This is a genomic window from Arthrobacter sp. 2RAF6, from assembly GCF_052115205.1.
Taxonomy (GTDB): domain Bacteria; phylum Actinomycetota; class Actinomycetes; order Actinomycetales; family Micrococcaceae; genus Arthrobacter.
This window is the reverse complement of the sequence record NZ_JBFRGF010000026.1, coordinates 25,190-52,141: the sequence shown is the minus strand read 5'-3', so window position 1 is coordinate 52,141 and position 26,952 is coordinate 25,190. Positions and strand designations below refer to the sequence as shown.

The window sequence follows — 26,952 nt, the reverse complement described above, 5'->3', positions numbered from 1 at the left end:
TCGAGGCCCCGTTCAGGACCGGTTTCCGGTCTGTCACGGCCGTGTTAAATGATCCTGTAGCTCAGTATCCGTGTGCCGCCGTCGTCGTCGCCGTCATCCGGCGCCGCGTGAATCAGCAGCCCGGATTCATCTGCGGTGACGGTGACAGGATTGCGTGTGATGACGTGGCCGGCACCGCTGAACGCGCTGATGGGCACGTCCCAAGCGATCCTTTTCCGTAGCGGCTCCACCAGGGCCAGTCCCCCGAGTTCAAGGGCAGTGCCATTGGCCTGCAGCAACAGGGAAATCCCGCTGCACAGCAGGAGGCCCGGACCCAGGAGTTGGGCATCCTGGTAGTCGACGAAGTGGTCGGGGTTCTCCCACTGATCCACCAGGCGGCCGTCCGTATCCCAGGTGAAGAGCTGCCGGGAACCCCAGCTTCCGCCGAACACCAGGTCCAGTCCGGGGTCGCGGAGGATCCAACCGACGTGGTCATCCACGCGGAACCGCTCGCGGACCTCAAAGGTGTCCGGCTCGATCGTATAGACGATGCTTCTGCTCCCGGCGCGGTACTCAGCAACGGAAACCCACACGTGGTCGCCGTCGAAATCGATACCGCCCGGGTGGTAGACGCTGCCCGCGCCAACCGGGATATCGCGGATCAATTCGCCGCCCTCGCCGAGGACGAAGACGTGCCCGCTTCCCCGCCCGGGAGTGCGCCGCGCCGGATCCGCCGCAGGGCGCGGCGCTTCGAGGATCTCAACGGACGACAAGAACGTCAGCCCTCTGGCGAAGGCCATGCCCTGCGGGTGGTGCGTCGGAAAGTCGAGGGGGATCTCCTTAACCAGTCCGAAGCGGCTCCGCCGGTCAAGGCCGGAAATAGAGTCGGCGAGGAGCTCACTTGCCGGCGTCGGCATGTGCCTGGCTCCACAGTTCGTAAAGTTCGGCAGAGTATTCCGGACGGGCAGCAAGCACCCCGCCCTGTTCCGGGAACGTGTCCATCTCGCCTTCGGAATTGAGGACGATGCCCCCGGACTCTTGAACAACGAGCGTCGCGGCCAGGTGGTCGATCGGGCTGAAACTCCCGATGATTGCCCCCGCACCACGTCCGGCCGCTACACCCACCACCGTCATGGTGGCCGAACCCATGATCCGCATGATGCTGTGCCGTTCGCCGAGCTCGGCGAGCAGTTCCAGCATTCCGGGCCACGGCAAGTGCCCGGCGAGTTCGGTCGCCACCACCGTTCCGGCCAGGGCCGCCGTCGAAACTTCCGCAGGAGCCAGCGAAAGCGGCTTTCCGTTCAGCCAGGCACCATGACCGGCCCACCCCTCGAAAATCTCGCCACGCCAGGGATCTGCGACGACGGCCACCGCGGGTTTGCGGTCCACAGCCAAGGCAAGCGAGAACGCCGTCCAGGGAATGTGGTTCACGTAGTTGGTGGTCCCGTCGACGGGATCAAGGTACCAACACGGTGCGCCGGGCACGGCGACTCCGCCCATTTCCTCGCCTACCACCGTGTGGCCGGGAAGTCGGGCGGCAATCACTTCGCGGACATAGCGTTCGACGGCGACATCGACTTCCGTGACCAGATCGGCAGGGTGCGCCTTGGTCGAAACCTGTCCGCGATCGGCGTCGCGCATGTACCCGACGGCCCATTCGGCCAGTTCCAACGCGACTTTCCGGGACTCAAGTACCTCGTCTCCGGCAAGTCCCCCGGGAGCCTGGGCCGAAGCCCACGCCTGCGGGTCTTCAGCGATGGCGCTTTGCAACAAATCCAGTTGGTTGCTCGTAATCGAGTCCACGCCAAGTCCCAAAGCCCAACGCATGGATTCCAGGTCGTCCACGGTCCAGCACGCAACTTTGGCGCCCGCGGCGTGGATCTGTTCGACCATGTCCTTGCTGAGAACCACGTGCTCGGAATTGACGAACTCGGGACTTAGTTCGGTAAACAGCTCTTCGGGCGGAGCGGTCCGTTTGCTCCAGGGCAGCCAGATCCGGGCATCCTGGTCGAGGGCACGGATGGTCCGCATTCCGTCGAGGTTCCCGCACCAGGCCACGTCGATCCCGCTTTGGCGTACGACGGCGGCGGCCGCCTCCGCGGGGCCGGGCTCGTCCATGTCGATGAGCAAGGTTGACCGGCTGCCGCGGAAAAGTTCGAGGGCTTCGGAAAGCAGCGGAATTCGTTCCTCGCCCGCGCCTAGTTGCCTGATCCGGCCATAGTCGACGTCTGACGCGTCGGCATCGAGGCTCCAGATCCTGAGCAACGAGGCATCGTGGAGCAGGATCACCTGCCCGTCCTTCGTTACCCGGACGTCCACTTCCACGAGGTCCGCACCCGCGTCGATGGCTGAGGCGATGGCGGGCAGCGTGTTCTCAAGGTGTTTGCTGGAATCGCCCCGATGGGCCGTGGCGCGGGTCCTTTTGGTGTCAATGGTGTTGCTCAAAGTACGGCACCCGCCTCTGCTACCAGGCGTCCGTCGCGGAAGGTCATGGCCTTGCGGATCCCCGCATATGTCTGTTGACCTGGCTGCATGAGGGCGCCGCTCACAAAGCTGCGGAGCTGGGCGTCGGCCCTGCGCACGTACACTTCCTGGAAGTGCCCGCGGGGGACGACCCTCTCAACGGTCGCCGGGACCGCACCTGCGAAGGGCGCGTCTGCCAGGATGACGTCCTCGGGCCGGATCCCGAGAATGTCCGGGCCCTCGGAGATGAGTCCGTTGTTGAGTGAGCCTTCAATGCGGTTCATGCTGCCGATGAAGGTGGCCACAAACTCGGTTTCCGGGCGGGCATAGAGCGCCTCCGGGGTACTGTATTGCTCGATCTTGCCCGCATTCATCACGGCGATGCGGTCGGACATGGACATTGCCTCTTCCTGGTCGTGCGTGACGATGACGGTGGTGATGCCCAGTTCCTGCTGGATCTTGCGGATGTCTTCACGCACTTTGACGCGCAGTTTCGCGTCCAGGTTGCTCAAGGGTTCGTCGAGGAGCAAGAGCTTCGGCTCCTGGACGAGTGCCCTGGCCAAAGCCACGCGCTGCTGCTCGCCGCCGGAAATGCGGGCGGGCTTGGAATCCTTGTGGTGCAAAAGACTGACCAACTCCAGGACGGCTTCCACCCTGTCCTTGATCTCGGCCTTGGACATCTTGCGGAGCTTCAGCGGGAAGCCGACGTTCTTGGCCACGGTCATGTGAGGCCACAGCGCGTAGTTCTGGAACACCATGGCGCTCGGGCGGTTCTCCGCGCCCAAGTGGGAGACTTCCTGGCCCTCCACCTCGATGGAGCCGGAGTCCGGCTCGAGGAAGCCGGCGATCATGCGCAGCGTCGTTGTCTTGCCGCAGCCGGAGGGCCCCAGCAGGGACACCAATTCGCCCTCCTTTACCGACAGATCGAGGTTGTCGATGATGGTGCGGCCGCCGAGGATCTTGTGGAGGCCGCGGATGGCCAGGCCACCGCCCGACGCCGGAGTTCCCGGCTTTGTTGTGCTGGCGGGTGGTTCAGTCAATGGTTCATGAATTGTCATGGGTTCTCTGTCTGACGTTGAGCGCGGGGCGCTATTTGATCTGGAAGCCTTCGGCGAGCTGGCCGCCGAGGATGTGCTTGTGCGCCGCGAGCATGAGGGCTACGGAGGGGATGGCCAGCAGGATCGAGAAGACGGCAGCCACCTGGGTGGGGTAGTTCAACACGAGGCTGTACATCTGGGTGGGCATGGTCATGAAGGCCGGCGCACCCACCAAGTACGTTCCTTGTGCTTCGTCGAAGGACGCCAGAAAGGACATCACGGCCGCGACGATAATTCCGGGCAGCGCCATGGGGAGCGTCACGGAGGCGAACACGCGCACTTTGGAGGCTCCGGCGTCGCGGGCTGCTTCCTCCAGGTTTCGCGGCACGGCAGCGAACGCTGCCGCCGGAATCCACGTCATGAAGACCACCGTGCCCAGCACGTGCACCACCAGGATTCCCAGCACGGTGTTCATCAAGTTCAAGGCGTAGAAGAGCGCCGCAAGGGTGACGAACAGACCCATCTTGGGAAACGCGTTGGTCGCGAACAGGCTGATCAGGAAGAAGCGGCGTCCGGGGAAATCAAAGCGGGCAAAGGCGTAGGCCGCGGGCAAACAGATGATCGCAGACACAAGCACCGTCAAAGGGGCGAAGAACAAGGAGTTCTGCACTGCGATGCCGAGCGCGCCGTCGTTGACGACAACCTGCCACCAGCGCAACGTCCAGTCGTCGGGAAGGAGATTAGGGAAGGTCCAGTTACCGGCGAAGGCGCGGACGCCCAGCCAGAGCACGGGCCCCAGGATGAAGACGACCATGAGCACCACGAACAGGCCCACCAGCACACGGCGGACAATCGAGTCCAGGGTGAGGGGCCGGCGGGTGCGGGAAGCAGAGGTGGAAGCGGTAGTGATAGCCATCAGACTTTCCCCTGTTCCTTGGCGGAACGGAAGTTTGCCCACACGTAGAGCGCGGCGATTCCGGAGGCAATCAGGAAGACAGTGAAGGCCATGACCGCCGACTGCTGGGGTTGGTTAAAGGCGGAGAAGTAGTTGGACATATCCACTCCGAGCATGTTCGGTGAATTGGGCCCGGTGAAGTACGGAACCGTGAACGATCCAACAATTCCTATTGCCGTAAACGTCGTCGCGATGATGATGGGAACGGCGGCCATGGGAACGATCACTGAGACGATCGTGCGCAAGGAGCCGGCACCGGCGTCGCGGGCTGCTTCGATCATGGCGTTCGGCACGGACTGCAGTCCGGAGGAAATCATGAGCACGGCGAAAGGCAGGGATGTCCAGACCGAGCCGATGATGACCGTGACCATGGTGAACGCCCACACGGGGAAGTCAAGCCCGAAGAGGGCAAAGACGCTCCGCAGGAAACCCGTGCCGGAGTAAAACGTCAGGATCGCCCACGAGGCGATGACCACCGGGATGAAGAGCGGCACGATCGCCAGTCCGGAGAGGAGGCGGGCCATTCGACCACCCTTGAGCTTGAGATAGAGCCCAATGCCTAGGGCCAGGAAGATCACCGTTGCCGTGCTCACCAGAGTCACGATGACCGTGACGAGAAGGTCTCCGAGGAAACGCTTGTTGGTGAACATCTCTTGGTACGCGGCCAGGGTTCCCCACCAGGCGTCTGCCTCGTGCACGTTCTGGCCAATGGTGGCGATGGTGTGGTTCAAGCCGCCGGTCAGGCCGATGCTGAAGCCGAAGGCGAGCACGATCGGGAAGCCGACGAAGAGTGCGATCAGCAGGATCGGCGGGAGGGCCATGAAGAACCCGACGGCGCGCTGGCCCAGTCGCTTGGGGCGGGTGGCACCAGCCGGCGGAACTGTTTGTTTCAGTTCCGCCGGCTTTTGAAGCGTGGTTGTCACTGGCCGGGAACCTTCTGGTCCCAGAGGTTGTTCAGGTCTTTGCCCATCTGGTCGAAGTAGCCCTTGCGCAGGTTGTTGGTGTCTGCGTCCTTGAACTTGTCCTTCACATCAGCCGGCAGTTTGTCCAGGCTGATGGCCGGGAACCCGGACATTTCCTTGATGATCATGGTCTGCGCGTCCGGCGAGAGGACGAAGTTTGCAAGCTTCAGCGCGCCTTCCTGGCGGGGCGAGGACTTGGGAATGCCGAGGTAGGCGGCACCGCCGGTGAAGGACGGGTTGCTGATCTGGGTGGCCTTCACGGTGGACGGGATCTGGCCGTTGGTCAAGCCGGTGATGAACTGGTCAGACCACACCGGGGCCATGGAAATCTGTCCCTTGGCGAGCAGGTCAAGTGTCTGCTGGTTGCCGTTGGGGTAGACACCGCTCTGGAAGACGGACGAGTTGAGGTCCTTCAAGGTCGCGAAGCCCTGGTCCCAGTACTTCTCGAGGTCCTTCTCGTAGCCCACCGCCATCTTGGCGCGGGCGTCGGCGGGAACGAACTTGTCCAAGACGGTGGCAACGAATGCGCCGCCGGACCCTCCCGACTTGGGCGAGTTGTAGGTGAACTTGCCCGGGTTTGCCTTGATCCAGGCGAGCAGATCGTCCAGGGTCTTCGGCGGAGTGGCAACTGTCTTGGTGTCATATGCCAGGAGCACCGCGGAGCCACGGTACGGGATGCCACCCGTGCCGCCGGCCTTGATGACGTCCTGCGGGACATCGTTCAGTGCCGGAATCGTCTGCGAGCTCACGGAGGTCAGCAGATTGGCTGCGGAAGCCTTGGAAACGAATCCGCCATCCACGAGGTCGAAATCAGGTTCCTTGTTCTGCTCCGTGGCGCTGGTCAGTTTCGCCAGGGTCTGGGCATCGTGCTCGCCGTGCAGATCGAGGGTGACCTTCACGTTGTAGCCGGGGTTGGCCTTTTCGAAGGCGGGAACAAGGCTCTTCTCCCACAGGTTCTGGACGTTCGTGTCCCCGCTGATGAAGACGGTGATCGTCTTGTCCGGGGATGCGCTGGCGCCATTGTTCTGGGCAGAAGCGGTACTGCTTTGAGCGCAGCCGGTCACAGCGGTGGCTGCAACAACGGCGACGGCGGCCGCTGCTAGAAAGCGGTTGGTCATGGTGTTCCTTCATCTTGAACCGAAAAGTCCCCCAAGGGCAGGAACTACCATCCAAGGGCAAGATGAAGGTGCGGGACATGGGCCATGAATCCGTGGTTAACCGGAAACAGAATTAACGCAAATATGTCAGGACATACGAACAACAGTACGAAAACTGAGCGGTAACGGATCGCGCTACTTGAGCGCTCGCTTCCAATTGATCGTCATAAACGTGACCAGGACAGCTATCGCCGCGGCGAGGGCCAGGCTGACGGGGCCGGTGCCCCAGTCGAGTCCACCGCGTTCGGGGGAAACAGCGGTCCAATCAGAGAGGGACGCCCCCAGTGGCCGGGTCAGGATGTACGCGCACCAGAACGCCGGGATCGCCGCCAGCGGTCGACGCCAGTGGGCCAGTGCCGGGATAGCGATGACAACCGCGAACATGATGCCTGAGGCGAGGTAGCCCAAGCCCAGCGAGTAGGCAGTCAGGTCTCCGGTAGCCGTGCCGAGCGCGAAGGTTGTCAGCACCGCGGCCCAGTAGAAGGACTCCCGACGCCGGGTGGTGATGCTGTGGATGGAAAGGGTCTTCTCGCTCCGGTGCCAAAGCAGGAAAACGACGGCGAGCGCCACGGTGAAGAAAAGGGTCGACGCCAGGTAGGGGACGCCAAGCCCGACGTGAACGGCGTCCGCAGCCATGGTTCCAAACACGCTGACCATCGCGACGGCGGTCCAATACACCCAGGGGATGTAGCGGCGGACCCGGAACTGCAGGACCAACGAGATCACCAATGCCGCGAGCCCGAGGCCCAAAGCGATCTCGGGTTCGAATCGGTGGACAAGGAAATCGGACGTAGTTTCGCCCATCCCGGTGGTGAGGATTTTCACTACCCAGAACAGGACGGTCACCTCGGGCACTTTCGAGGCGGAGCCTCGGGAGACTGCGTTTTGCCGTTGCTCGCCAACAGCTACGGTGTCCTTGGTCCGCGGGCTAGCGGTCAGTTCTTCGGGCATCATGGCCCCATTGTTCAGGGCTTTCCCGAGCGTTTCCCGAATATGACACCCGGGGCCGCGCCCTGACACGCCAACGAAGCCCCCGAGCAACCCCTCCCCATTCGCGGGATAATGGAACCATGGCCGATCAGGATCAGGATCCTTGGGATGAGTTCGACAGGCTCAAGCCCGCGGGACACGATCGCGTCCAGGGCTATCCGGGAGGAGAACCCTTGGGTTTTGGCTTCCAGACGGGCGTGCGGAGCGCAAGGGTGGCCTTTGGTTTCGCCGTCTACACGCTGGTCCTCGGAACCGTTCTCGTCCTCGTCGGAATCATCGACTTCATCGGCACCGGCGAGTTGCTGTGGCTCGGACTGATGGTGCTCATCGAGGCCGCCTTCATCTACGGATTCATCCAGCTGGCGCACCAAGCGCGCAACCGACGCTCAACTTAGGCGCGCCCGTTGTCGAAGAATTACAGTCCCTCCGCGATGCGCTTGATCGCGGCCAGGCGGCGGTCCCACTCGGCGCCGATGCGGTCAAGGCTGCGCGCAGTTTCGCTCAGCTGCGAGCCGAGCACCCTGTAGCGCAGTTCGCGGCCGACGCGCAGCGATTCAACGAGTCCGGCCTCCTGCAGCACGGCGAGGTGCTTGGCGATCGCTTGCCGGGTGACCGGGAGCCGCCCGGCGAGGGCCGACGCCGATGCGTCGCCCTCGCCGAGGGCAGCCAGAATGCTCCACCTCGTCTCGTCTCCGAGCGCGGCGAACACTGGAACCAGGGTGCTCGTCGTCACGACCCACCCTCGACATAAGCAGCCAGTTCGTCGAGTTCCGAGTCCCAGCCCTGGCGGTGGCTCTCCATGTTGAACGCGGGATCGCTCGTCGTGTCGAAGCCGGTCTCGACGACGGTGAGCTGCGTTCCGCCGTCGAGCGCTTCAAGCGTGAAGCGGAATACGGTCGAGCGATCAGGATCGACTTCGGCGGGCTGGATGCCGCGCGCGTCGTCGTTGCTCCAGCGGTAGGCGATCATTCGCGGTGGGTCGAGCTCCTCGATCCGCACAGGGAAGGCGCCGTATCCCTCGAAAGAGAAGACACCGCCGGCGCCGACCGCGACGTCGTCGAGGACGGCGGTCTGTCCGAACCACCGCGCGATGTGCTCGGCCTCGGTGATCGCGGCCCAGACCTTCTCGATGGGTGCGGCGATGGTGATGGTGCGCCTCACGGTGAATTCGCCGGCATCGACGACGGAGGCCTGGTTTGCAGTCATAGTCATGATTCTGTTCCTTTCAGTCAGTTACTGCAACTACAGGGTTGCATTAACGTTCCGAAAGAGCAACCCTTAGGTTGCAGATCGAGCCGGTCCTCAACCCTTGCGCGGCAGGTAGGTATTCACCGGCCGCCCGGTGGCGCCGTAGGCCAAATGCAGGTCGACAAGTCCTTTGCGTTCGAGTTCGCTGAGATAGCGCTGGGCCGTGGGGCGGCTGATGCCGACGCTGCCCGCAATCTCCGATGCGCCCAAGGGTTCCGTGGAGTGAACCACCATATCGAGGACTTTTTGCATGGTGGGTGGCAGGCGCCGGGGTCCTTTGGCAGGCGGAGCCGTCCGGCGCAGGCTGAAGAGCTGGTCCACGGTCGCCTGGTCGGCCACGGTCCGTGACTCGGCTTCCTCCCGCCAGCGCCGATAGGCCTCGAGCTGGGTTTGCAACTGCTCGAAGCCAAACGGTTTGACGAGGTAGTACACCGCTCCCCCGCGCATGGCGGCCCGCACGGTCTCGAGGTCCCGGGCGGCGGTGATCATGACGGCGTCGAGCTTTTCGCCGGCTCCCTGAAGGGATCTCAACAGACTGATTCCGTCTTCATCGGGAAGGTAGACATCGAGGAGAAGCAGGTCTGGTTTGAGCCGCTGCACGGCTTCCCTGGCCTCCGCCGCGGTGTGGGCCTCGCCGACGCATTCGTATCCCTCGATTTTGGCCACGCGGCTGGCATGGATGCGCGCTACGCGGAAGTCGTCGTCGACCACCAAGGTCCGGATCATTCGATTGATTTTCCTGTCATGACCGGGGTGTCGGATTCAATGTGCGGTTCCGGCAACCAGATTTCAAAGCGTCCCCCGGGGCCCGGGAAAACATCCATGGTGCCCCCTGCACGGTGAACGATCCTGCTCACCAGCGCAAGGCCTATCCCACGACGCATTCCCGGCCGCGGTTCCTTGGTGGTGAACCCGTCGGCGGTGATCGTGCCCACCAATTCTGCAGGAACGCCGGGCCCATTGTCGGTCACGCAAATGAAAATGCCCGAGGAATCGTCCAGCTGGATGGTCACCTCACGGGGCGCAGGTTGCTCGGCGAGGATCTCGACGGCGTTGTCCAGGAGGTTCCCAACGATCGTCAGCAGCGCTTGCGTTTCGAGGAACGGTTGGCGCAGCTGCGAGTCGTCCGTCACCGAGATTTCGACATCCTGCTCGGCAGCCACGGTGATTTTGGCGAGCAGCAGGGCCGCGAGCTCCGGCGGCTCGATCCGCGAGCGCAAGCCCTCGCCGAGCGAGCGCGAGGTGTCCGAAATCCGCGATACGAAATTCCGTGCCTGGTCCACGTCTCCGAGTTCCAGGAGCCCGTCCACCACGTGGAGGCGGTTGGCGTACTCGTGCTCCTGCGCGCGCAAGGCCTCCATCAGGCCTTCGACAGAGCGAAGGTCACGCACCAGGCCCTCAACCTCGGTGCGGTCCCGCAGTGTGACCACGGAACCTATGCTCCTCCCGGCCAAGGCAACGGACATCCGGTTCACCACCAGCAAGGCGTCCTCGGTGATGACGATCTGGTCGGTACCGCTGATCTGGCCGGTCAGCAGGGAACGAAGCCTCCCGGCGGGCAGGAGATCCTCGATCTTCTCTCCGAGCACGTTTTCCTCCAGGTGCAGCAGGGTGCGCGCCTCGGAGTTGATGACGGTGACCCGGCCGTCGTCGTCGAACCCGATCATCGCTTCCCGGATACCGTGCAGCAAGGCTTCGCGCTCCTGCAACAGGGACGCGATCTCCACCGGCTCGAGATCGAAGGTGACCCGCTTGATCCTGCGCGCCAGGAGCGCTGAACCCATGGCGCTGATCACGAGCACGACGGCTGAATAGCCGGCAATCAGCAACACCTGTTTGGCGAGCTCGCTGCTTTCCGTGGTCTCCAGGATTCCCACCGAGACCTGCCCGACGACGGTCCCGTCGGCCGCGCGCACCGGCGCCTTGGCGTTGACTGAGTCACCGAGGCTGCCTTTGTCGATTCCGACATGGGTCTGCCCGTCAAGGACCGCTACGGGTTCTTCCAAGGTCTGCCCGATGAGGTTTGGATTCGGGTGGGAGTACCGGACACCTTTCCGGTCGGTGACGACGACGTAGTCCGGCTGTGCCTGGGACTGGACTTTTGTCGCAATCGCCTGGATCGAATGCGTCGGGTCTCCGTTGCCCAGCGACGTCACGATTTCCGGCATTTGCGCCACCGTCGTCGCGATCCCCAGCGCCCGGAGCCTGTACTGGTCTTCAAGGGTCTGGTTGCTGATCTGGGTGTAGAGAAGCGCGCCCAAAGTCACTGTCACAAAGAGGATGCAGAGCAACCACACCAGGATCTGGGAGGCAAGGGGCCGCGCCTTCCAACGCGCGCCGAAAAATCGCAAGCCACGCAACTCTGGATGCACCGCCAACCTCTTCCTACTCCCTTAGTAGCTTATGTGACAAAGTTCACGGCCACTATCTCTCGCCCGACGGCGGCGGACCGCCGTCGTCGGGATCTCCGTCCCGAGAGAGGTACTGACAGGGACTCCCTGACCGCACCGACGCATCCCTAGTGTTGACGGCAAGGCCGGACCTTGTTTCACAACACAGGAGGACGAACGATGGAAAAGCGCACACTAGGCACCAACGGTTTGGAGGTCTCCGCCGTCGGGCTGGGCTGCATGAGCATGACCGGTGGATACAGCGACAAGCCGGACAGGCAGGAAATGATCTCGCTGATCCGCGCGGCCGTAGACCGGGGCGTGACCTTCTTCGACACTGCCGAAATCTATGGGCCGTACGCCAACGAGGAGCTCGTGGGCGAAGCCCTCGCCCCCTACAGGGGCCAAGTGGTGATCGCTACCAAGTTCGGGTGGGACATCGATCCCGCCGAACGCAAACCGAGCGGGCGCGTGAGTAGCCGCCCCGAGGTCATCAAGGACGTCGTGGACGGCTCCCTGCGCCGGCTCGGCGTCGAGGCCATCGACCTTTACTATCAGCACCGGGTGGATCCCGACGTTCCCATCGAAGACGTCGCGGGTGCGGTCAAGGAACTGATCGAGGCCGGAAAGGTGAAGCACTTCGGCATGTCTGAAGCGTCCGCGGGAACAATTCGCCGGGCGCATGCCGTCCAGACCGTGAGCGCCGTCCAAAGCGAATACTCCCTCTGGTGGCGCCGTCCCGAGGAGGAAGTGCTGGCCGCGTGCGAGGAACTGGGAATCGGTTTTGTCCCCTACAGCCCGCTCGGCAAGGGCTTCCTGACGGGCACCATTACCGCGGCCACCAGCTTCGATGCCGGCAACGACATCCGCAGTACCATCCCCCGGTTCGCGCCGGACGCGCTCCAGCACAATGCCGCCGTCGTCGAGCTGCTCGCGAACATCGCACAACGCAAGGGAGCGACGCCGGGTCAGATCGCCTTGGCCTGGCTCCTGGCGCAGAAGCCCTGGATCGTCCCGATCCCCGGCACACGCAAGCTGCACCGCTTGGAGGAAAATATCGGTGCCTCCGTCGTCGAATTGTCCGCCGCGGAACTGGGCGAAATCGAGGACGCCGCCTCCAGGATCCAGGTGCAGGGTGGTCGCTACAACGACGCCGCAGAACGGATGACCAACCTTTAGGCGTCCGCGTGGTGCCACGCATCCGGATCCTGTGAGCCAGGCGGAATTGACACAGTTCAGGCACAGCACAGGTAGCGTGGACTACTACGCGCGGCTGGAACGCGGCAACCTCACAGGCGTCTCCGACGAAGTGCTCGAATCGATTGCCCACGCCCTCAGGCTGGACGAAGCCGAAATCGCCCACTTGTTCGATCTCGCCCGTGCCGCGCAACCCGGGCCGGCCCGCCGCCGTCGGGCAGTCACGCCAGCGCAGCAGGTCCGCCCGAGCCTCCGGCGATTCATGGACGCGATTACGGGTGCCCCGACCTGGGTGCGGAACGAGCGCATGGATCTCATCACCGCCAACCCGCGCGGCCGCGACCTTTACTCGCCCGCAGCTACGCCGGAAGGCAGCCGCACAACAAGGGCCTAAGCGATCTGGTCGGCGAACTCGCCACCCGAAGCGAGGAATTCCGCACACGCTGGGCCGCCCACAACGTCCGCTTCCACCGAACCGGCACCAAGCGCCTCGGCCACCACCGCAAGCGAACTGGCTGCGCCGGCGTCGATCTCCGACTGAGCGTTAAGGGCCGCTGTTTGCCGCGCGCGCTGAGGGTAGGCCCGTCAGTCCTAGGAAAAGCAGGGAGCGGCACAGCTGCTGACAGCGTCTTCCGGAGCGCTTAGCGTCTTTAACAGAACCTTGAACGACGGCGGTTCCGCCTTTGGGTATTCGGGTTTCTTCCAGCCGCTAACTGATTTACCAGTTCAGGGCTCCACGTTTAGATGAGAAGAAGATGACTATGGATTTTTCGTTGATGATGGCTTGCGCAGTCATCAGCATCGTGAACAATGACAGCCGCAGTGCGTTGCCGGGGGCACCGGTTGTTCCAGCACGTCCGGCAAGACGCCTGCGGCTGGCTCGACTGCGGGGTTGGATCGCGACAGCTTTACACCGGGCCGCGTGGAGAATCGAGCCCGAGCCGCAGCCTGTTATGGAGACTTGCCGGTGAGGTGCGCGGAAGTTGTCCGAATGTCAGGCGGGACCCTGTGAGCTGAACATGACTGCGTTCCATTCCTGGATCTCGCTGGGTACGGCAAGCCCTTCCAGGACGAAAGGATCGCTTGCGATGAACTGCTCCGCCCTTTCCTTGCTGGTGAAGATGCCCATCGAACCGTTCACGCCGGGATTGTTGAAAGTCCCAATCCCGATCAGGCCGCCCTCGGCGGCGAACGCCTGCATATATTCGACGTGCCTGGGGTAGACGGCCTGGAGCCCCGGAAGTGCCGAAGGATCCGAGCTGTAGAAAACGACGAATTGCATTGTTTGCCCTTAGCTGTCGGGTTGGGCGCTGTCGGATTCGGCGCCGTCGAGTTCGTCCAGGGTCTGACCGAGCTGCGGGAGCACATGGTTTCGCCATCCGCCGCTCATGATGCGGTGCGATGCCACGTGGCTCGGTTCGTCGGGATTGAATCCGTCGTGGACGAGGGACAGCCGGGTGCCGGTGTCCTCCGCGGTGATTGACCAGGTCACCGTGCTGTTGAGGCTCTTTCCGGAGTGTGCGTCCCGCCACGAAATACGCAGTAGCTTCTCCGCTTCCACGGCCAGACCTTGGCAGGCGAATGCGGCAGGAATTCTTCGACCTCGATGGTCTTAAGTTGTTCGCTCATTAGTTGTCCTCAATCTCGTTCATGACCAGCCTAAATTCCGATAGAGCCATCGGCGGAGCGATGGGGTATCCCGGGGCGGCGTCGCAGCCCAGCCCGCGCAAAATCGGGTCTTGTTTAACGACAGTCAGCGATATATCGTTAAGTATCGCAGAACAAACTGCGAGCCTCAGGGCAACCCACACAGCATTGAAAGGACGATGCCGTTATGAAAGGCATTCACGACAACAAGCACACAGATTGCGGGCCAGACATGGAACGCTTCGGACGCGGCCGGAGCCGTCGCGGACCCCACGGACACGGCGGATTCGGACCTGGCCGCGGGTTTGGGCCAGGCCGCGGTTTCGGACCGGGCTTCGGGCCGGGGTTTGGTCCCGGCTTTGGTCCCGGGGGCCCGCGTCGGGCCAACAAGGGTGACGTTCGTTTCGCTATCCTCTCCCTGCTGGCCGAAGCGCCGTCCAACGGATACGGACTCATCAAGACAATCGCCGAGAAGACGTCCGGATCGTGGCGCCCGAGCCCGGGTTCCGTCTATCCGACGCTGCAGCAGCTCGTTGACGAGGAGCTCATTGCACCCGTCGGCGAAGGCCGGCGCACCGAATTCACACTCACCGACGCCGGGAAGGCATATGTAGCGGAGCACGCCGAGGAGCTGGAAAATGCGTGGAACATCGATCCAGAGGGATCAGGACCCGCGTTTCACCAGAGCGTGGCAAAGCTCATGGGCGTTATCCACCAATTCCGCTTCGCCGCAACCGACGAACAGCGCACGGCCGCCATGGAAAAGATCGACGAAACCCGGCGAGCGCTGTACCACATCCTCGCTGACTAGTACCGAAGCCCCGACGCGGAGTAGCCTGCTCGCGGCTTCGGAAACGAAGAACCTCCCACTGGGACTGAACAGCACTCCCCTGGTTCGGTCTCCGGGTCTATGCTGGGTTTCGCGGTTGCGCCGGCACGCCCAGGCGCTCCGATCTGCTACTGAGAGCGATGGTCCATGAGCGGTTGCGAAGCAGTCTTGGCAAGCCTTGGAGCAGAGCTCGGTTGGATCCGGGATACGTACATCGATCTGCATAGGCACCCCGAGCTGAGCCTCGAGGAGCATAGGACATCGACGCTCGTCGAGGGGAAACTCGCGGCGTTCGGTTATGCCGTAACCCGCATCGGGGGCACCGGCGTCGTCGGTATCCTCGCAAACGGGGACGGCCCAACAGTGCTTGCCCGCGCGGACATGGATGCGCTACCGGTCACCGAGGCTACCGGGCTGCCTTATGCGTCGGCCGTCGACGGGGTCATGCACGCGTGCGGGCACGACCTGCACGTCGCTGCGCTACTGGGCGCCGCCAAGCTCATGGCCGATGGGCGAAGAGCCTGGTCCGGGACGTACCTCGCGTTGTTCCAGCCCGGTGAAGAGATCGGGGCCGGATCCCGGGCAATGGTCGACGACGGACTCGTCGCCAAAGTGCCGCGGCCCGACGTCGCCTTCGCCCAGCATGTGATGCCGATCCCGGCGGGGAGGATCGCCACCACGGACGGCCCAGTCCTCTCAGCCGCGGACTCGCTCAAGATCACCGTGTACGGGAAGGGCGCGCACGGCTCGATGCCGCACATGTCCGTTGACCCGGTGGTGTTGGCCTCCTCGATCGTGCTCAGGCTTCAGTCCATCGTCTCCCGGGAGACCAAGCCGGGCGACTTCGCGGTGGTCACTGTGGGGGCGCTCAACGCCGGAGCGACGTCGAACATCATCCCCGACCGGGCCACCCTCCTGCTCAACATCCGCACTTACGACACCCAGGTCCGTGCGTCCGTCCTCTCGGCCATTGAGCGGATAGTCAGGGGCGAGTGTTCCGCCGCCGGATCACCGCAAGACCCTGATTTCGAGTACTACGACCAATTCCCGCTCACCACCAACGACGCGGCCGTGACGCAGAAGGTCCGGGCCGCATTCTCCGCCCACTTCGGGCAGGACTCCGTGCGCCAGGCCACACCACAGACCGCTTCCGAGGACTTCAGCCGCATTCCGGACGCTTTCGGTGTGCCGTACACGTTCTGGTTCCTGGGCGGTGTGGATCCCGAAACCTACCGCGCCGCCGTCGAACGCGGGACAGTAGCCCAGGACATAGCGGCAAACCACTCCCCGCTCTTCGCGCCGGTGATCGACCCGTCTCTGTCCACGGGCGTCCAGACCCACATAGTCGCAGCACTGTCTTACCTGTCCAAGGATGGCGCAACACCGTGAGCGCGGACGACGGCGGGGCATCCCGCCGTCGTTCCATGCGTTAAGCGACGCGGTTCAGGAGTACCACTGCCACTCAGGCGGTGCCCAGCCTGAGGGAACCTGATGGTTGTCCTTAGTACCGCATCTTGCACAGCTATAGCTTGCCGACGGCGGCCGCAATCCGCTTCCGTCGGCCGCATAGACAGCGGGAACATATTCATGGAAGGTCAAAGGAAACCCAGGACCGCACTGCCCACAGGCCGGCACCCTGGGCGGCGCTGCGGGAACACAGGGACGATACGTGGCCATTCGATGTCCAGCACGGGCAACCGTCATGTTTCTCCCTCACGTCTTCATCGGTCGGGAATCGGCGTCGGCCAGATCCCGCGTTCAAAGTTCATGCCCGGACGCCCACATCGTTCATATGAACCCAATGGGGCAGCCAGCGGGTAGTGGGTCAAACCCTATGTCAGGATTCCCTTAAGGGCCATGGGCAAGCCGGAAGAGATGGTTCGCACTCAGTTAAGCCGCTTACGGAGGTAACTGTTGCCTGCGTCACATCCTCCGTTTAGTCTTTGTTCCGGGCCGCAGCGTCGCGGTTCCTGATCGGAAGAGGACTCATGACCGAAAAAATCCGGCTTCTCGTAAAAATGGACATCGATGGTGCCCAGGTCCGCATCACAGCCCATGGACGGCTAACCTCCCGGAGCCTCCACGCCCTTTATGTAGTCGCGAGGCGGGCCAACGCCCTCATGCATGGTCTGGCCCTTGAAATCGACGTCAGCGGGGCCAGCGTCGACCCGGCGGCCATGGAAGCGCTCCGCCGCTGCTCGCAATCCCGCCGCCTTCCGGCCCTGATCGATCCCCAACAGTCAGATGTCAACATCTCAGTCCGGTCATCCGCCGTCGCTGTGATGGCCGCCTGAGTCCGGGGGGCCACGAACGCGCTGGGAGCGCTTCGACCATGCCTACCTAGAATTGGGTGGTGCCGCGCAGCCGGCGGGGACGGCCGTCCGGATCCACGACGAAGTGGCTGAGCGGATCCGCCCAGAGACGTTGGAGGGACGATACGGGTTCCGGGGTGTGGTGCCGCACGTTTCCGGTGGGGCGGGGCGAGCGGCGCCCGGTTTCATGCCAGCGGTCGAGAACGCCGGCTGCGGCGTTCCAAAGCTTGAGCCCCGCCGCCTGGTCGTGGAGTCGGGAATCGTCCTGGTCCAAGCCCAGGTGTTCGGCCCAGAGTTGGAGCCGGAGCCCGCGGGCCAGAGACCCGGATGCGTCGTGCCCGGTGTCAGCGCCGGGCGGCTCCCCGTTGTCGGCAACGGCGTCGACGACGGCGCAGGTGAGCTCGCTGTCGGTGGTCCAGGACCGGCGGTTGAAATTGTCCGAGCCGCAGGTGAACCAAACATCGTCGATGATGCAGATCTTGGCGTGGACGTAGATCGGAGTCCCGGAGCTGTTCTCCAGGTCGAACACGCCGACCCTATCGGGTGCGACCCGGCGCAACATCCTGAGGGCACGAAGTTGACCAATCCGGCTTGCCGGCCCCGTAAGAGGGCCATCGGAGTCGGGGTAGCGGGGCACGACGGCGATCACGTTCAAGTCGGGATTCCGTTCGAGGGCCGCTGCGATTCCGGCTGCGACTTCCGTCGACCACAGGTACTGGTCCTCGATATAGATCAGCGAGCGGGCGCGGGCGAAGGCTTTCGCATAGCCGCGGGCAACGCTGCGTTCCCCTTCTGGAGCGAACGGGAACGGGGGACGTTTCACCCCGTAAGTGCGCAGCAACTGCACCGCATGGGGGCCGGCCGCGGGTGGCGGCGGTGCAGCGGCCGGGAGCGGTTCGGGGTGCCGGGGCATGCGCGCCAGGCGTTGCAGCAGCATCCGGTACGGGGTGCGCCGGTCCAGTGGTTGGGGGTCGTTCCACCTTTCGGCGAACACTGCCAGCACATCCGCAACCACAGGGCCACGCAGTTCGAGCGCGGCATCGTGCCACGGGGGACGCTTCCCATACCGAGGATCCATGGTCACCGCTTGCGGGTCTCCCGCATGGTCGGCGTCGTCCCGTCGGCTGTGGGAAAGGTCGAGCCCGCCAATGAACGCGACGTCCCGCGACGGATCCTCACGACGGCGGATGACGAACATTTTCTGGTGATGGGAGCCGAACAGGCGAACACGCTGATCCAACAGCACCTCTCCGCCGGCGTCGTTGATCTTGCGGCTAAGGAGCTCGTTGGAACGGCCGCTCATCGGAGCCGATACCCGCTCTCCGTGGGATCTCCAGACAAGGCCCCGCACTTCCACCCCCGCGCGGGCCAACCCCGCGAGCAAGTCCCCGATCGTCGGTCCGTCCGCCAGCAGCCGCTCGTCGGCGTCCCCGCGCCAGTCCGTGAACCACACACGGTCCCCCGCCTGAAGGGCACTCAACTCCTCATGCAGTCGGGCAAAATAGCTCGCTCCATGAACCAGGGGCCGCACAAGGTTGCCCTCCGACCACGCCGGAGACCCGGCACCGCCCGCGTGCACATCCGTGGCCAGATTCCCCCGCTCAGCGCGACTCAGGAACCACGTGCCAGCATCACTGTCCACTCAGTGCTCCTTCCGGGGGTCGAGGCCAATCCTCTGGTGTCCGGTCATCAAACAGCCTAGAAGGTAACCTTACTGATCAAATCCATCCACGATGTGAGGCGGAAGACAATGGGCGTTCACCCCCAAGGCACGTCGGACGACGAGTCAGCCGGAGGCAAAGGCGAGCTCACCGACGACCGGTTCGTCGGTGACACTGACTTGGCCCGGTGGAAGACCCCCGCCGGTAGGTGGCTCGCCTCCCGCGCACAACGCCTCAGTGCCCGCCTCGGCCCGTACGGTGCGCTGATCCTGATCCTCGCTGCCGGAGCGGTAGCGGCATCGCTGCTGGCCTTCGCGACCGGCGGGGTGTACGAGGCGGTGACAGAAGCAGATGGGGTGGGCGCCCTGGACCACCCGGTCTTGGAGGCAGCGATGACCTTGCGCAGCCCCGCACTGGACGCCGCCGCCACTGCCTACACCGATCTGGGCGGAGGAATCGGGATGCCGATCCTGGCCGCGATCGCCACCGCCGTGCTGGTCCTCCGGCGCCGCTCGTGGACCCCTGCAATCCTCATTGTGACCGCCGCGGCCGGCTCCCTGCTCATGACAATCGCCGGCAAGCAGCTCATTGGCCGTGCCCGGCCCCCGCTCAGCGACGCCGTGCCGCCCTACGAGTATTCCGCCTCGTTTCCGAGCGGGCATTCGCTGAACTCGTTCGTGATCGCCGGAATCGTCGCCTACCTGGTCATCCTGCGTTGCCGCTCCCGCCGGGCCCGTGCCTTGACAGTGACCGCCGCGGCCCTCTTCGCCCTGACCATCGGACTCAGCCGGGTGTTCCTGGGCCACCACTGGCTCACGGATGTCTTGGCGGCCTGGACCCTCGGTGCCGCCTGGCTGGTCCTGGTCATCACCGCCCACCGTCTTTACCTCACCGCCCGAAAGACTGAAAAACTCAACCACTCCAGGGGCGGAACTCCAGGCAGATGAAAGCCACCTCCGGCGCAGCGGCCGCATGTTGCCCCAAAATTTGCCTTTCCTGCACTTAGCCTTTGCCTGGTGCTGAAAGAGTCGATCGGGGGTTTTCGTCAGCAAATCCAAGCACTGGGAGCAGCTCATGTCAGGTCTGAACCGTCGGCGTTTTCTACAACTATCAGGGGCTAGCGCGGCCACCACCGCAATCGCGGAGATGCTCGGCGAGAGCATCGCGCGCGCCGCGACCATCCCGGCCAACCGTGCCACCGGCTCGATCAAGGACGTCGAGCATGTGATCGTCTTTATGCAGGAGAACCGTGCCTTCGACCATTATTTCGGCACGCTCAAGGGCGTACGCGGGTTCGGTGATCCGCATCCGGCCATCCTCCCGAGCGGGAAGGACGCGTTCGCGCAGAACAACGGAACTCGGGACGTCCTCCCCTACCACCCAACCGCACCGAATCTTGGCATGCAGTTCATGGAAGACCTCGACCACTCGTGGAAGCTCACCCACGAGGCCTTTAACGTGGGCAGGTACGACAAGTGGCTCCCCGCCAAGTCCGAGGCCACCATGGCGTTCTACGAGCGAGGCGACGTCCCGTTCCATTTCGCCCTCGCTGACGCGTTCACGATCTGCGACCAATACCACTGCTCGCTCCTCGGCCCCACGGACCCCAACCGCTACTACATGTTCACGGGCTGGGACGGCAACGACTACAAGGCCGGCGGCCCCGACCTGTGGAACGCCGAGGTCGGCTACTCGTGGAGTTCGTACCCCGAAGAGCTTGAGAAGGCCGGCGTGAGCTGGAAGGTGTACCAGGACGCCGGCGACGGCCTCACTGCTGCGGGCTCCTGGGGCTGGACGGGCGACGCATACATCGGCAACTACGGCGACAACGCGCTCCTGTACCTTAAGCAGTACCAGAACTCGAAGCCCGGCAGCCCGCTCTACGAGAAGGCGCTGAGCGGAACGAACGCGAAGGCCGGCGACGACCTGTTCCGGATCTTCCGCGAGGACGTCGCGGGCGGGACGCTCCCGCAGGTCTCCTACGTCGTGGCCCCCGAGGCTTACACAGAGCACTCAAACTGGCCGCCGAACTTCGGCGCCTGGTACACGGCGAACATCCTCAACATCCTCACGTCCAACCCGGACGTCTGGAGCAAGACGGCTGTGTTCTTCATGTACGACGAGAACGACGGCTTCTTCGACCACGTCGTCCCGCCGCACCCGAACACCCCACAGATCCCGGGCGCATCCACGGTCTCGACCGAGGGCGAGTGGTACGACGGCCGGATGACTTTCTCCGGCATCGCCGACGTCCCGGGCCACTACGGTCTCGGCGTGCGCGTGCCGATGCTCGTCGTCTCGCCGTGGAGCATGGGCGGGTGGGTCTGCTCGGAGACGTTCGACCACACGTCGATCGTGCGCTTCCTCGAGTCGCGCTTCGGCGTGAAGTCCCCCAACATCTCGCCATGGCGCCGCGCGGTGTGTGGCGACCTCACGAGCGCGTTCGACTTCTCGGCGAACAGGGGCGCGGCCCCGGCCCTGCCCGACACCTCTGCATTCGAGCCCGCGGACCACAATCGGCACCCGAGCTACGTGCCGACGCCCCCCGCAGTCAACTCGATGCCGGCCCAGGAGAAGGGCACGCGCCCGTCGCGCCCGCTTGGGTACGCGCTTGACGTCGCGGTCTCGGTGGCGGCCGGCAAGCTCTCTGCCCGCTGGTCGAACGCCGGGGCGCTCGGCGCACACGTGCAGGTCCGCTCGAATCTCCTTCCGGCGGGCCCGTACTCGTACACGATCGGCGCGGGCGCGACCCTCGACGCGTCGTGGGCGCTCGGCGCAGAGTACGACGCGCAGATGCACGGCCCGGCGGGCTGGTACCGCCGTTACGCGGGCACGACGGCGGCCGCGGACATCCGCGCGACCGTCACCCGCGACGGCAGGTCCGGCCACGCGCAGTTCCGGATCGAGAACCCTGGCCCTGCCGCGGCCGCCCTCACACTCATGGACGCATACGGCGCCGGGTCGCAGGTGCTCGCTCTCAACCCGGGCCAGGCCAAGACTGTGGTGATCCCGACGCAGGGCGGCTGGTACGACCTCAAAATCACCGCCGCGGCGGATCCGAAGCTCGTGCGAGTCCTCGCAGGGCGCCTCGACGACGGCCGGGCGCTCACGTCCGATCCCCTGCTGGGCCGATGACCGGGCCGTCGCCCGCCGTCGCCCGCAGTTTTTCATCCCTCTGAAAGGCCGCAAGGCCGGAACCCGGCGTCACCCACCCGAGCCTCCCGGCCAGACCACTGTCGACCAGCTCGAGAACAAGGGACTGAGCTGGAAGGCATACATGGAGAACGAAGACGACTAAGTCCAGCATCGTCCTGGCCTGGGACGACGACGACTACTCGGGCTCCACGGGTGGCCCGGGCAGCCCGGTCGGACAGAACGGCGCGGTCCTGGGCGGCGGCCACGCACCAATGATCGTGATCAACTCGGCTGAAGGCCCGCATAAGACCCGTAGTCAACGAACCCAATCGCTTAACGGGACGCCACGAAGAGAATGAGCTCGGACCGACCGTCTTCCGCGGTGACTCCGCGAATCTCCGAGAATCGGGCGACCGGCCGGAAGCCGAGAGCCTCGTGCAAATTGATGGATGAGGTGTTGTGTTCGTTTGCGAAGTAGTGAGCGACCGAGGCCCGCGACCAGATCCATTCCAACCTCGCCCGGGTGAGGGCAGAACCGACCCCTCGTCGACGGAACCGCGGAGAAACCACCAGGCCCCCGAGATAGTGGCCTGCGGGCGAGCTGCCTTCGGGATCCGGGTGGAAATGCGTCTTCGCTACGCCAATGACCTCGCCTTGTGTGACGGCCACCAATACGACTCGATCGCTTCTGGGGGCGATCATCTCGTTGGTCCAACGTGTCCGGCCGCCGGCATCACAGACCGCATTCACCTGTCCCAGGTCACCGAGGGTGCATTCACGAAGCTGCATGGCGATAGCGTACTGGCTCAGTTCGTGGACGGTTCTAGTCGTCAAGGACCACTTGGTAGAGGTAGTGGTCCTGCCATTTTCCGGCAATCTGCAGGTATCGCGGTGCCATACCAATCTGCTGGAACCCGGCCTTCAGCAGCACCCGCTGCGAGGCCGCGTTGTGCAGAAGGGTGCTCGCCTCGATGCGGTGGAGTCCGAGTTCGTCGCGCGCCATTTCGACTATCGCCTGGACTGCCGCCGACGCCAGCCCGCAGCCTGCATAAGCGCCGTCCACCCAGTAACCGAGCCCCGCGCTCTGGAAGGGCCCGCGGCGCGGACTGCCAATCTACGGTGTAGTACTCCTCGGGCCGTGCTGGCTCCCAGGGTGAAAGGTACGCACGGTTGCGCACATATGCGGCGGCGAGCGCTGCAATCTCCAACGCGATCGAGGTCAAAACGCCCGAATCCGCCGGGTGGCACGAGGTTCCGCGTCGTGGGGCTTCGGGGCCCCGACTATGCGATAGTTTGCCGTAAGAACGGGGACGCGGCGCAGGGAAACCAAATGACCGACATCTGTAGACACAACTCGTCTCGGGCTGCAGGCGACGTTCCTACCGACGTGCCCGCATGAAGTCGGGCACTCTCCGGGAGTCGATGATGGAAGCGGCCGCTGACCGCTGGCTCAGCGCCTCCGACTTAGTCGCCGTCGCAAGGAGCACTGGTGTTCTTTCGGATCATCGACGGGCCAGGGAACTCACCCTCGAAACGATCAAAGAGCTGGTTTCCGAAGATTTATTGGTTCCGGGGGCATTCGGAACCGGCCGATATATGCCCTGGACGATGACAGGCACGGACGCGGAACGCAAGGTCGAGAGCGAGTGGAACACGAGCGCCATGTCCCGCACATGGTTCACGGCAAGGACCAACCTGAAATCGTCGGAGCTCGGCAATCTTCCACGGAGAACCCCTCGCCACTCAGCACGCGAACCCATCGATGCTCCCTCGGCGGTCACGGGCAGCGAGGCGACGGGACCATGGGTCCAGTTCACCAGGGAAACCCGCATAGCGGCCACGATACCGCCAGACTCCGCACCTCCGACGTGGAAGGGCAGCTGGCTTCGCAGGAGGCTCTGGCTCAAACGCGCCGCTGCTGTCATCGCCATCGCATCGGTCTCAGGCTGGCTCGGATGGGCCGTCATCGAGGGGATCAACCACGCATTCGCCAGTTACACCAAGATCGACGGGACGGTCACGGCACAAACAGATATCTCGGCACGCCGCGATTCCTCGTGCCAGCTGGACGTGGACTACACCGTCAACGGCCGCCAACTGCACAGCGTCGCCAAAGTCAACGCGAATTGCAAGACTCTGCCCGGGCCGGGGTTCCGGGCAACTATCGACGTCGACACAGCCGATCCCCACGACGTTTCGATCCATGGCGCCGACGACGCGAACCATCCCAATCCCCTGACCATGGGCGTATTTCTGCTAATTTTCCCGACCGCAATCGCCCTCGTCCTCAGGAACGAGCTACGAGACTACGGCGGAATCCGGAAACTGCTCGCCTCCGGAACCCAGTGGCGCCAGGTCGAGGTCACGATCGCCCGGAAGAACACCGGCCGTAACGGCGTCACGATCCGCCTCGAAGCGAAGGACCCCGCAGGAAACCCGCGCTCGTTCTATATCTTCTACCGGCTCGTAAGCCCGATCGGCCCCACACGGAAAGGCGACAAAGTCAGCCTTAAACTACTCGCAGACGGCAAACGCCGGGCACTCATCCAGAGGCCCGACAACGGCCGAATATACGTGGCAAGCATCAGCAGAGCCAGTTAGCCACACGGTTGGGGGCGGCCGACCATTGCTCGGGCACACCCCGCGACTTCCGCCTGTCCAGCATGAACGCCCGGTGCAGCCGACACCGGTGTTCCGCACGCAGCGTGATGGGGCGGACATGCTCCGTCTGCCCCATCACGTCGGTGGATTGCCACTAATTGATCGGAGCGGGCGGTTGTTCATCGCTGAGCACGGCGAGGGCGTTGTCCGCGGCGAGCATCGCCATCGCTGTGCGCGTCTCCACTGTGGCGGAGCCCAGATGCGGCACTAGCACGACGTTCTCGAGCCCGAGCAATCCGGGGTGCACACTGGGCTCATGCTCGAAGACGTCCAGCCCGGCGCCGGCGAGGACGCCGTCGCGGAGCGCAGCAGCGAGGGCCGCTTCGTCGACGATCGGTCCGCGCGCGGTGTTGACGAGGTACGCCGAGCTCTTCATCGCCGCGAGTTGTTCCGCGCCGATCAGATGATGCGTGGCAGGCCCGTAGGGGCAGTGCAGTGAAACGACGTCGGAAACGGCCAGCAACTCGTCGAGGTCTACCCGCCGGGCGCCCAGTTCCGCGGCAATTGCGGGGTCGGTCTCGCTGCGCGACTGGTAGACGATTTCCATGCCGAAGGCCTTGGCCCGGCGCGCGGTCGCCTGCCCGATACCCCCCATGCCGACGACGCCGAGGATCTTGCCCTGCAGGCTGGACCCGAGCAGGAAGAACATGCCCCACTTCCAGGCCTGGCCGGAGCGGATGAGCCTCTCCCCCTCGCCGAGCCGGCGGGTCGCCATGAGGACGAGGCCCATTGCGATGTCGGCTGTGGCGTCCGTGAGCACCCCTGGGGTGTTGGTGGCCACGATGCTTCGTTCGGTGCAGGCCGGCACGTCGATGTTGTCATAGCCCACGGCGACGTTCGCGACGACTTTGAGCTGCGGGCCGGCGGCGTCGAGCAGTTCGCCGTCGATGCGCTCGGTGAGCAGGCTTACGACGGCGTCCGCCCCGGCCACACGGCGCAGGAGCTCCTCGCGGCCAATCGAATCCGAACCCGTCCACGCATCGACCTCGTGCTCGGCGCGAAGCTTCTCGATTGCGGTTTCGGGTATACGTCCCGTGACGACGACCCGGCTCATGCCGTCTCGATCCACTCGCGCAGGAGGCCGAGGCCCTCGCTGATATCCGGCACCTCGATGCCCGAGTAGGCGAGCCGGATGTACTGCCTGTCCTCCCCGGGGAGGCGGCGGCCGAAGTGCTCACGCGTGCAGAAGGAGACGCCGGTCTTGTACAGGGCATCGGTGGCGAAGTCCCCGACTGCCGTATAGCCCATGCGCTCCATCGCGTCGGTGACGTCGGGGAACAGGTAGAACGTCGATTGCGGCACGGCGACGCGCATGCCCGGGATGGAGTTCACGAGCTCGCAGGCGGTGTCCCGACGCTTCTGCAGGACGTCGAGCATCTGCTGCACGGATTCCTGGGGGCCGCGGAGCGCTTCGATGCCGGCCCACTGCACGTAGTGTGTCGTGCAGGACTCATCATTGGTGTTGAGCGTGCTGAGCACCTTGGCGATCTCGAGCGGCGCGACGGCGCAGCCGAGGCGTGAGCCGGTCATGGCGAACTTCTTGCTGAACGTGTAGAGGATGACGGTCCGCTCGGCCATGCCGGGAAGAGATGCGATCGAGCTGGAGACCCCCTCGTAGCGCGTTTCGAAGTAGGCCTCGTCGGAGAGCACCCACAGGTCGTTTTCTATCGCGAGCTGTGCGATGGCCTCGCGCTCGGCCGCCGTCGACTCGGCCGAGATGGGGTTCTGCAGGTCGTTGTAGATGATGGCGACGGTGTTCGGGGTGATTGATGAGCGCACCTGGTCGAGGTCGATCGCGAAGCCCGTGCTCGTGGGCAGGTAGCGGTAGGGCACGGCAGTGCCGCCAAGGTACTCGATCTGCGATTCGTAGATCGGGAAGCCAGGGTTCGGGTAGAGCACTTCCTGGCCGGGGTTCATGACCGCCTGCAGGAACTTCGTGATGACGGGTTTGCCGCCCGTCATCACGACGACATTGTCAGGGGAGAAGTCGATGCCACGGCGCGAGCCGAGGTCCTCGGCGAGGGCTTCACGCAGCTGCGGGATGCCGGAGCCGGGGCAGTAGCCCGTGTAGCCGTCCGTGATTGCCCGGTTCATCGCCTCGACGATATGCGGGGCCGTCGGAATGTTGATATCGCCAAGATGGAAGGGGAACACACGGTTGCCCTTCGCTTTCCAGGCGGCTGCGGCCTGGGCGACGCTGAAGGCGGTTTCGGTGCCCAGACGTTCGAGCCGGTGCGCGAGTTGCTGCATACTGTTCCACTCCTCGTTGAGTTGACGATCGATTCTCCGGCGAATTCAGATCAAGTTCAAGACTAATATATCAAACCAC

Annotated in this window: 26 protein-coding genes and 1 pseudogene; 9 read left to right on the top strand and 18 right to left on the bottom strand. The window is 64.2% G+C overall.

All coding sequences use genetic code 11. From position 1 onward, the window contains the following. Positions 1-44 precede the first annotated feature (44 nt). The 7 genes from AB4Z38_RS17365 to AB4Z38_RS17335 form a co-directional block, all read right to left on the bottom strand. Complete coding sequence (locus tag AB4Z38_RS17365) at positions 45-896, bottom strand: DUF6454 family protein (protein WP_441430862.1); 852 nt, start codon at positions 894-896, stop codon at positions 45-47. Further along, complete coding sequence (locus AB4Z38_RS17360; RefSeq protein WP_441430861.1) at positions 877-2,424, bottom strand: inositol monophosphatase family protein; 1,548 nt, start codon at positions 2,422-2,424, stop codon at positions 877-879. Before AB4Z38_RS17360 ends, AB4Z38_RS17365 begins: the two co-directional genes overlap by 20 nt. Beyond that, on the bottom strand, positions 2,421-3,482 hold the full coding sequence (locus AB4Z38_RS17355) for an ABC transporter ATP-binding protein (RefSeq protein WP_441430860.1): 1,062 nt from the start codon (positions 3,480-3,482) through the stop codon (positions 2,421-2,423). The genes AB4Z38_RS17360 and AB4Z38_RS17355 overlap by 4 nt, the downstream gene beginning before the upstream one ends. Positions 3,483-3,531: 49 nt before the next feature. Continuing rightward, entirely contained in the window at positions 3,532-4,395 is an 864-nt protein-coding gene (locus tag AB4Z38_RS17350; RefSeq protein WP_441430859.1) for an ABC transporter permease, read from the bottom strand. Next, complete coding sequence (locus AB4Z38_RS17345) at positions 4,395-5,357, bottom strand: ABC transporter permease (protein WP_441430858.1); 963 nt, start codon at positions 5,355-5,357, stop codon at positions 4,395-4,397. Before AB4Z38_RS17345 ends, AB4Z38_RS17350 begins: the two co-directional genes overlap by 1 nt. Next, the gene (locus AB4Z38_RS17340) at positions 5,354-6,514 is read right to left on the bottom strand and encodes an extracellular solute-binding protein (RefSeq protein WP_441430857.1); all 1,161 of its coding nucleotides are present in this window, start codon (positions 6,512-6,514) and stop codon (positions 5,354-5,356) included. Before AB4Z38_RS17340 ends, AB4Z38_RS17345 begins: the two co-directional genes overlap by 4 nt. A gap of 174 nt (positions 6,515-6,688) precedes the next feature. After that, positions 6,689-7,507: a COG4705 family protein gene (locus AB4Z38_RS17335; RefSeq protein ID WP_441430856.1), complete on the bottom strand. Its 819-nt coding sequence runs from the start codon at positions 7,505-7,507 to the stop codon at positions 6,689-6,691. Positions 7,508-7,623: 116 nt separating this feature from the next. On the opposite strand from AB4Z38_RS17335, the gene AB4Z38_RS17330 reads away from it, so the two are divergent. After that, positions 7,624-7,938 (top strand): hypothetical protein, encoded by a 315-nt coding sequence (locus AB4Z38_RS17330; protein WP_307052708.1) that lies wholly within the window; start codon positions 7,624-7,626, stop codon positions 7,936-7,938. Between the two features lie 20 nt (positions 7,939-7,958). On the opposite strand, the gene AB4Z38_RS17325 is transcribed toward AB4Z38_RS17330, so the two are convergent. The 4 genes from AB4Z38_RS17325 to AB4Z38_RS17310 form a co-directional block, all read right to left on the bottom strand. After that, complete coding sequence (locus AB4Z38_RS17325; RefSeq protein ID WP_441430855.1) at positions 7,959-8,276, bottom strand: ArsR/SmtB family transcription factor; 318 nt, start codon at positions 8,274-8,276, stop codon at positions 7,959-7,961. Further along, positions 8,273-8,755 carry an SRPBCC family protein gene (locus tag AB4Z38_RS17320; protein WP_441430854.1) on the bottom strand — a complete coding sequence of 161 codons (483 nt, stop codon included), beginning with the start codon at positions 8,753-8,755 and terminating at the stop codon, positions 8,273-8,275. Before AB4Z38_RS17320 ends, AB4Z38_RS17325 begins: the two co-directional genes overlap by 4 nt. A 90-nt stretch (positions 8,756-8,845) precedes the next feature. Next, entirely contained in the window at positions 8,846-9,517 is a 672-nt protein-coding gene (locus AB4Z38_RS17315) for a response regulator (protein WP_441430853.1), read from the bottom strand. Then, complete coding sequence (locus AB4Z38_RS17310) at positions 9,514-11,163, bottom strand: ATP-binding protein (RefSeq protein ID WP_441430852.1); 1,650 nt, start codon at positions 11,161-11,163, stop codon at positions 9,514-9,516. Before AB4Z38_RS17310 ends, AB4Z38_RS17315 begins: the two co-directional genes overlap by 4 nt. 198 nt (positions 11,164-11,361) lie before the next feature. Here AB4Z38_RS17310 and AB4Z38_RS17305 point away from each other — a divergent pair, with 198 nt between their 5' ends. Then, entirely contained in the window at positions 11,362-12,360 is a 999-nt protein-coding gene (locus AB4Z38_RS17305; protein WP_441430851.1) for an aldo/keto reductase, read from the top strand. 73 nt (positions 12,361-12,433) lie between these two features. After that, positions 12,434-12,876, top strand: a pseudogene (locus AB4Z38_RS17300) (MmyB family transcriptional regulator); the annotation flags it as partial. A 496-nt stretch (positions 12,877-13,372) separates the two neighbouring features. On the opposite strand, the gene AB4Z38_RS17295 reads toward AB4Z38_RS17300, so the two are convergent. Together AB4Z38_RS17295 and AB4Z38_RS17290 are read right to left on the bottom strand one after the other, a co-directional pair. Beyond that, the gene (locus AB4Z38_RS17295) at positions 13,373-13,660 is read right to left on the bottom strand and encodes a YciI family protein (RefSeq protein ID WP_441430850.1); all 288 of its coding nucleotides are present in this window, start codon (positions 13,658-13,660) and stop codon (positions 13,373-13,375) included. A 9-nt stretch (positions 13,661-13,669) separates the two neighbouring features. Beyond that, entirely contained in the window at positions 13,670-13,939 is a 270-nt protein-coding gene (locus tag AB4Z38_RS17290) for an SRPBCC family protein (protein WP_441430849.1), read from the bottom strand. Positions 13,940-14,212: 273 nt separating this feature from the next. On the opposite strand from AB4Z38_RS17290, the gene AB4Z38_RS17285 reads away from it, so the two are divergent. The 3 genes from AB4Z38_RS17285 to AB4Z38_RS17275 all read left to right on the top strand — a co-directional run bounded on the left by AB4Z38_RS17285 (position 14,213) and on the right by AB4Z38_RS17275 (position 17,148). Then, a complete protein-coding gene (locus tag AB4Z38_RS17285; RefSeq protein ID WP_441430848.1) occupies positions 14,213-14,836 on the top strand; it encodes a PadR family transcriptional regulator in 624 nt (207 codons plus the stop codon). Between the two features lie 165 nt (positions 14,837-15,001). Further along, complete coding sequence (locus AB4Z38_RS17280) at positions 15,002-16,243, top strand: amidohydrolase (protein ID WP_441430847.1); 1,242 nt, start codon at positions 15,002-15,004, stop codon at positions 16,241-16,243. A 599-nt stretch (positions 16,244-16,842) separates the two neighbouring features. Then, entirely contained in the window at positions 16,843-17,148 is a 306-nt protein-coding gene (locus tag AB4Z38_RS17275) for a hypothetical protein (protein WP_441430846.1), read from the top strand. 46 nt (positions 17,149-17,194) lie between these two features. Here AB4Z38_RS17275 and AB4Z38_RS17270 read toward each other — a convergent pair whose 3' ends face one another. Then, positions 17,195-18,808, bottom strand: coding sequence for a phospholipase D family protein (locus AB4Z38_RS17270; RefSeq protein WP_441430845.1), 1,614 nt, complete (start codon positions 18,806-18,808; stop codon positions 17,195-17,197). Between the two features lie 108 nt (positions 18,809-18,916). Between AB4Z38_RS17270 and AB4Z38_RS17265 the strand changes: the two genes are divergently transcribed. Both AB4Z38_RS17265 and AB4Z38_RS17260 read left to right on the top strand, forming a co-directional pair. Then, positions 18,917-19,774, top strand: coding sequence for a phosphatase PAP2 family protein (locus AB4Z38_RS17265; protein ID WP_441430844.1), 858 nt, complete (start codon positions 18,917-18,919; stop codon positions 19,772-19,774). A 127-nt stretch (positions 19,775-19,901) separates the two neighbouring features. After that, a complete protein-coding gene (locus tag AB4Z38_RS17260; protein ID WP_441430843.1) occupies positions 19,902-21,962 on the top strand; it encodes a phosphocholine-specific phospholipase C in 2,061 nt (686 codons plus the stop codon). 333 nt (positions 21,963-22,295) lie between these two features. On the opposite strand, the gene AB4Z38_RS17255 is transcribed toward AB4Z38_RS17260, so the two are convergent. Both AB4Z38_RS17255 and AB4Z38_RS17250 read right to left on the bottom strand, forming a co-directional pair. Continuing rightward, entirely contained in the window at positions 22,296-22,796 is a 501-nt protein-coding gene (locus AB4Z38_RS17255; RefSeq protein ID WP_441430842.1) for a GNAT family N-acetyltransferase, read from the bottom strand. Continuing rightward, positions 22,786-23,025 carry a GNAT family N-acetyltransferase gene (locus tag AB4Z38_RS17250; RefSeq protein WP_441430841.1) on the bottom strand — a complete coding sequence of 80 codons (240 nt, stop codon included), beginning with the start codon at positions 23,023-23,025 and terminating at the stop codon, positions 22,786-22,788. The genes AB4Z38_RS17255 and AB4Z38_RS17250 overlap by 11 nt, the downstream gene beginning before the upstream one ends. A gap of 332 nt (positions 23,026-23,357) precedes the next feature. Between AB4Z38_RS17250 and AB4Z38_RS17245 the strand changes: the two genes are divergently transcribed. Continuing rightward, complete coding sequence (locus AB4Z38_RS17245; RefSeq protein WP_441430840.1) at positions 23,358-24,563, top strand: hypothetical protein; 1,206 nt, start codon at positions 23,358-23,360, stop codon at positions 24,561-24,563. A gap of 154 nt (positions 24,564-24,717) precedes the next feature. Here AB4Z38_RS17245 and AB4Z38_RS17240 read toward each other — a convergent pair whose 3' ends face one another. After that, complete coding sequence (locus tag AB4Z38_RS17240) at positions 24,718-25,677, bottom strand: 2-hydroxyacid dehydrogenase (protein ID WP_441430839.1); 960 nt, start codon at positions 25,675-25,677, stop codon at positions 24,718-24,720. Continuing rightward, positions 25,674-26,873, bottom strand: coding sequence for a pyridoxal phosphate-dependent aminotransferase (locus tag AB4Z38_RS17235; RefSeq protein WP_441430838.1), 1,200 nt, complete (start codon positions 26,871-26,873; stop codon positions 25,674-25,676). The genes AB4Z38_RS17240 and AB4Z38_RS17235 overlap by 4 nt, the downstream gene beginning before the upstream one ends. Positions 26,874-26,952 lie beyond the last annotated feature (79 nt).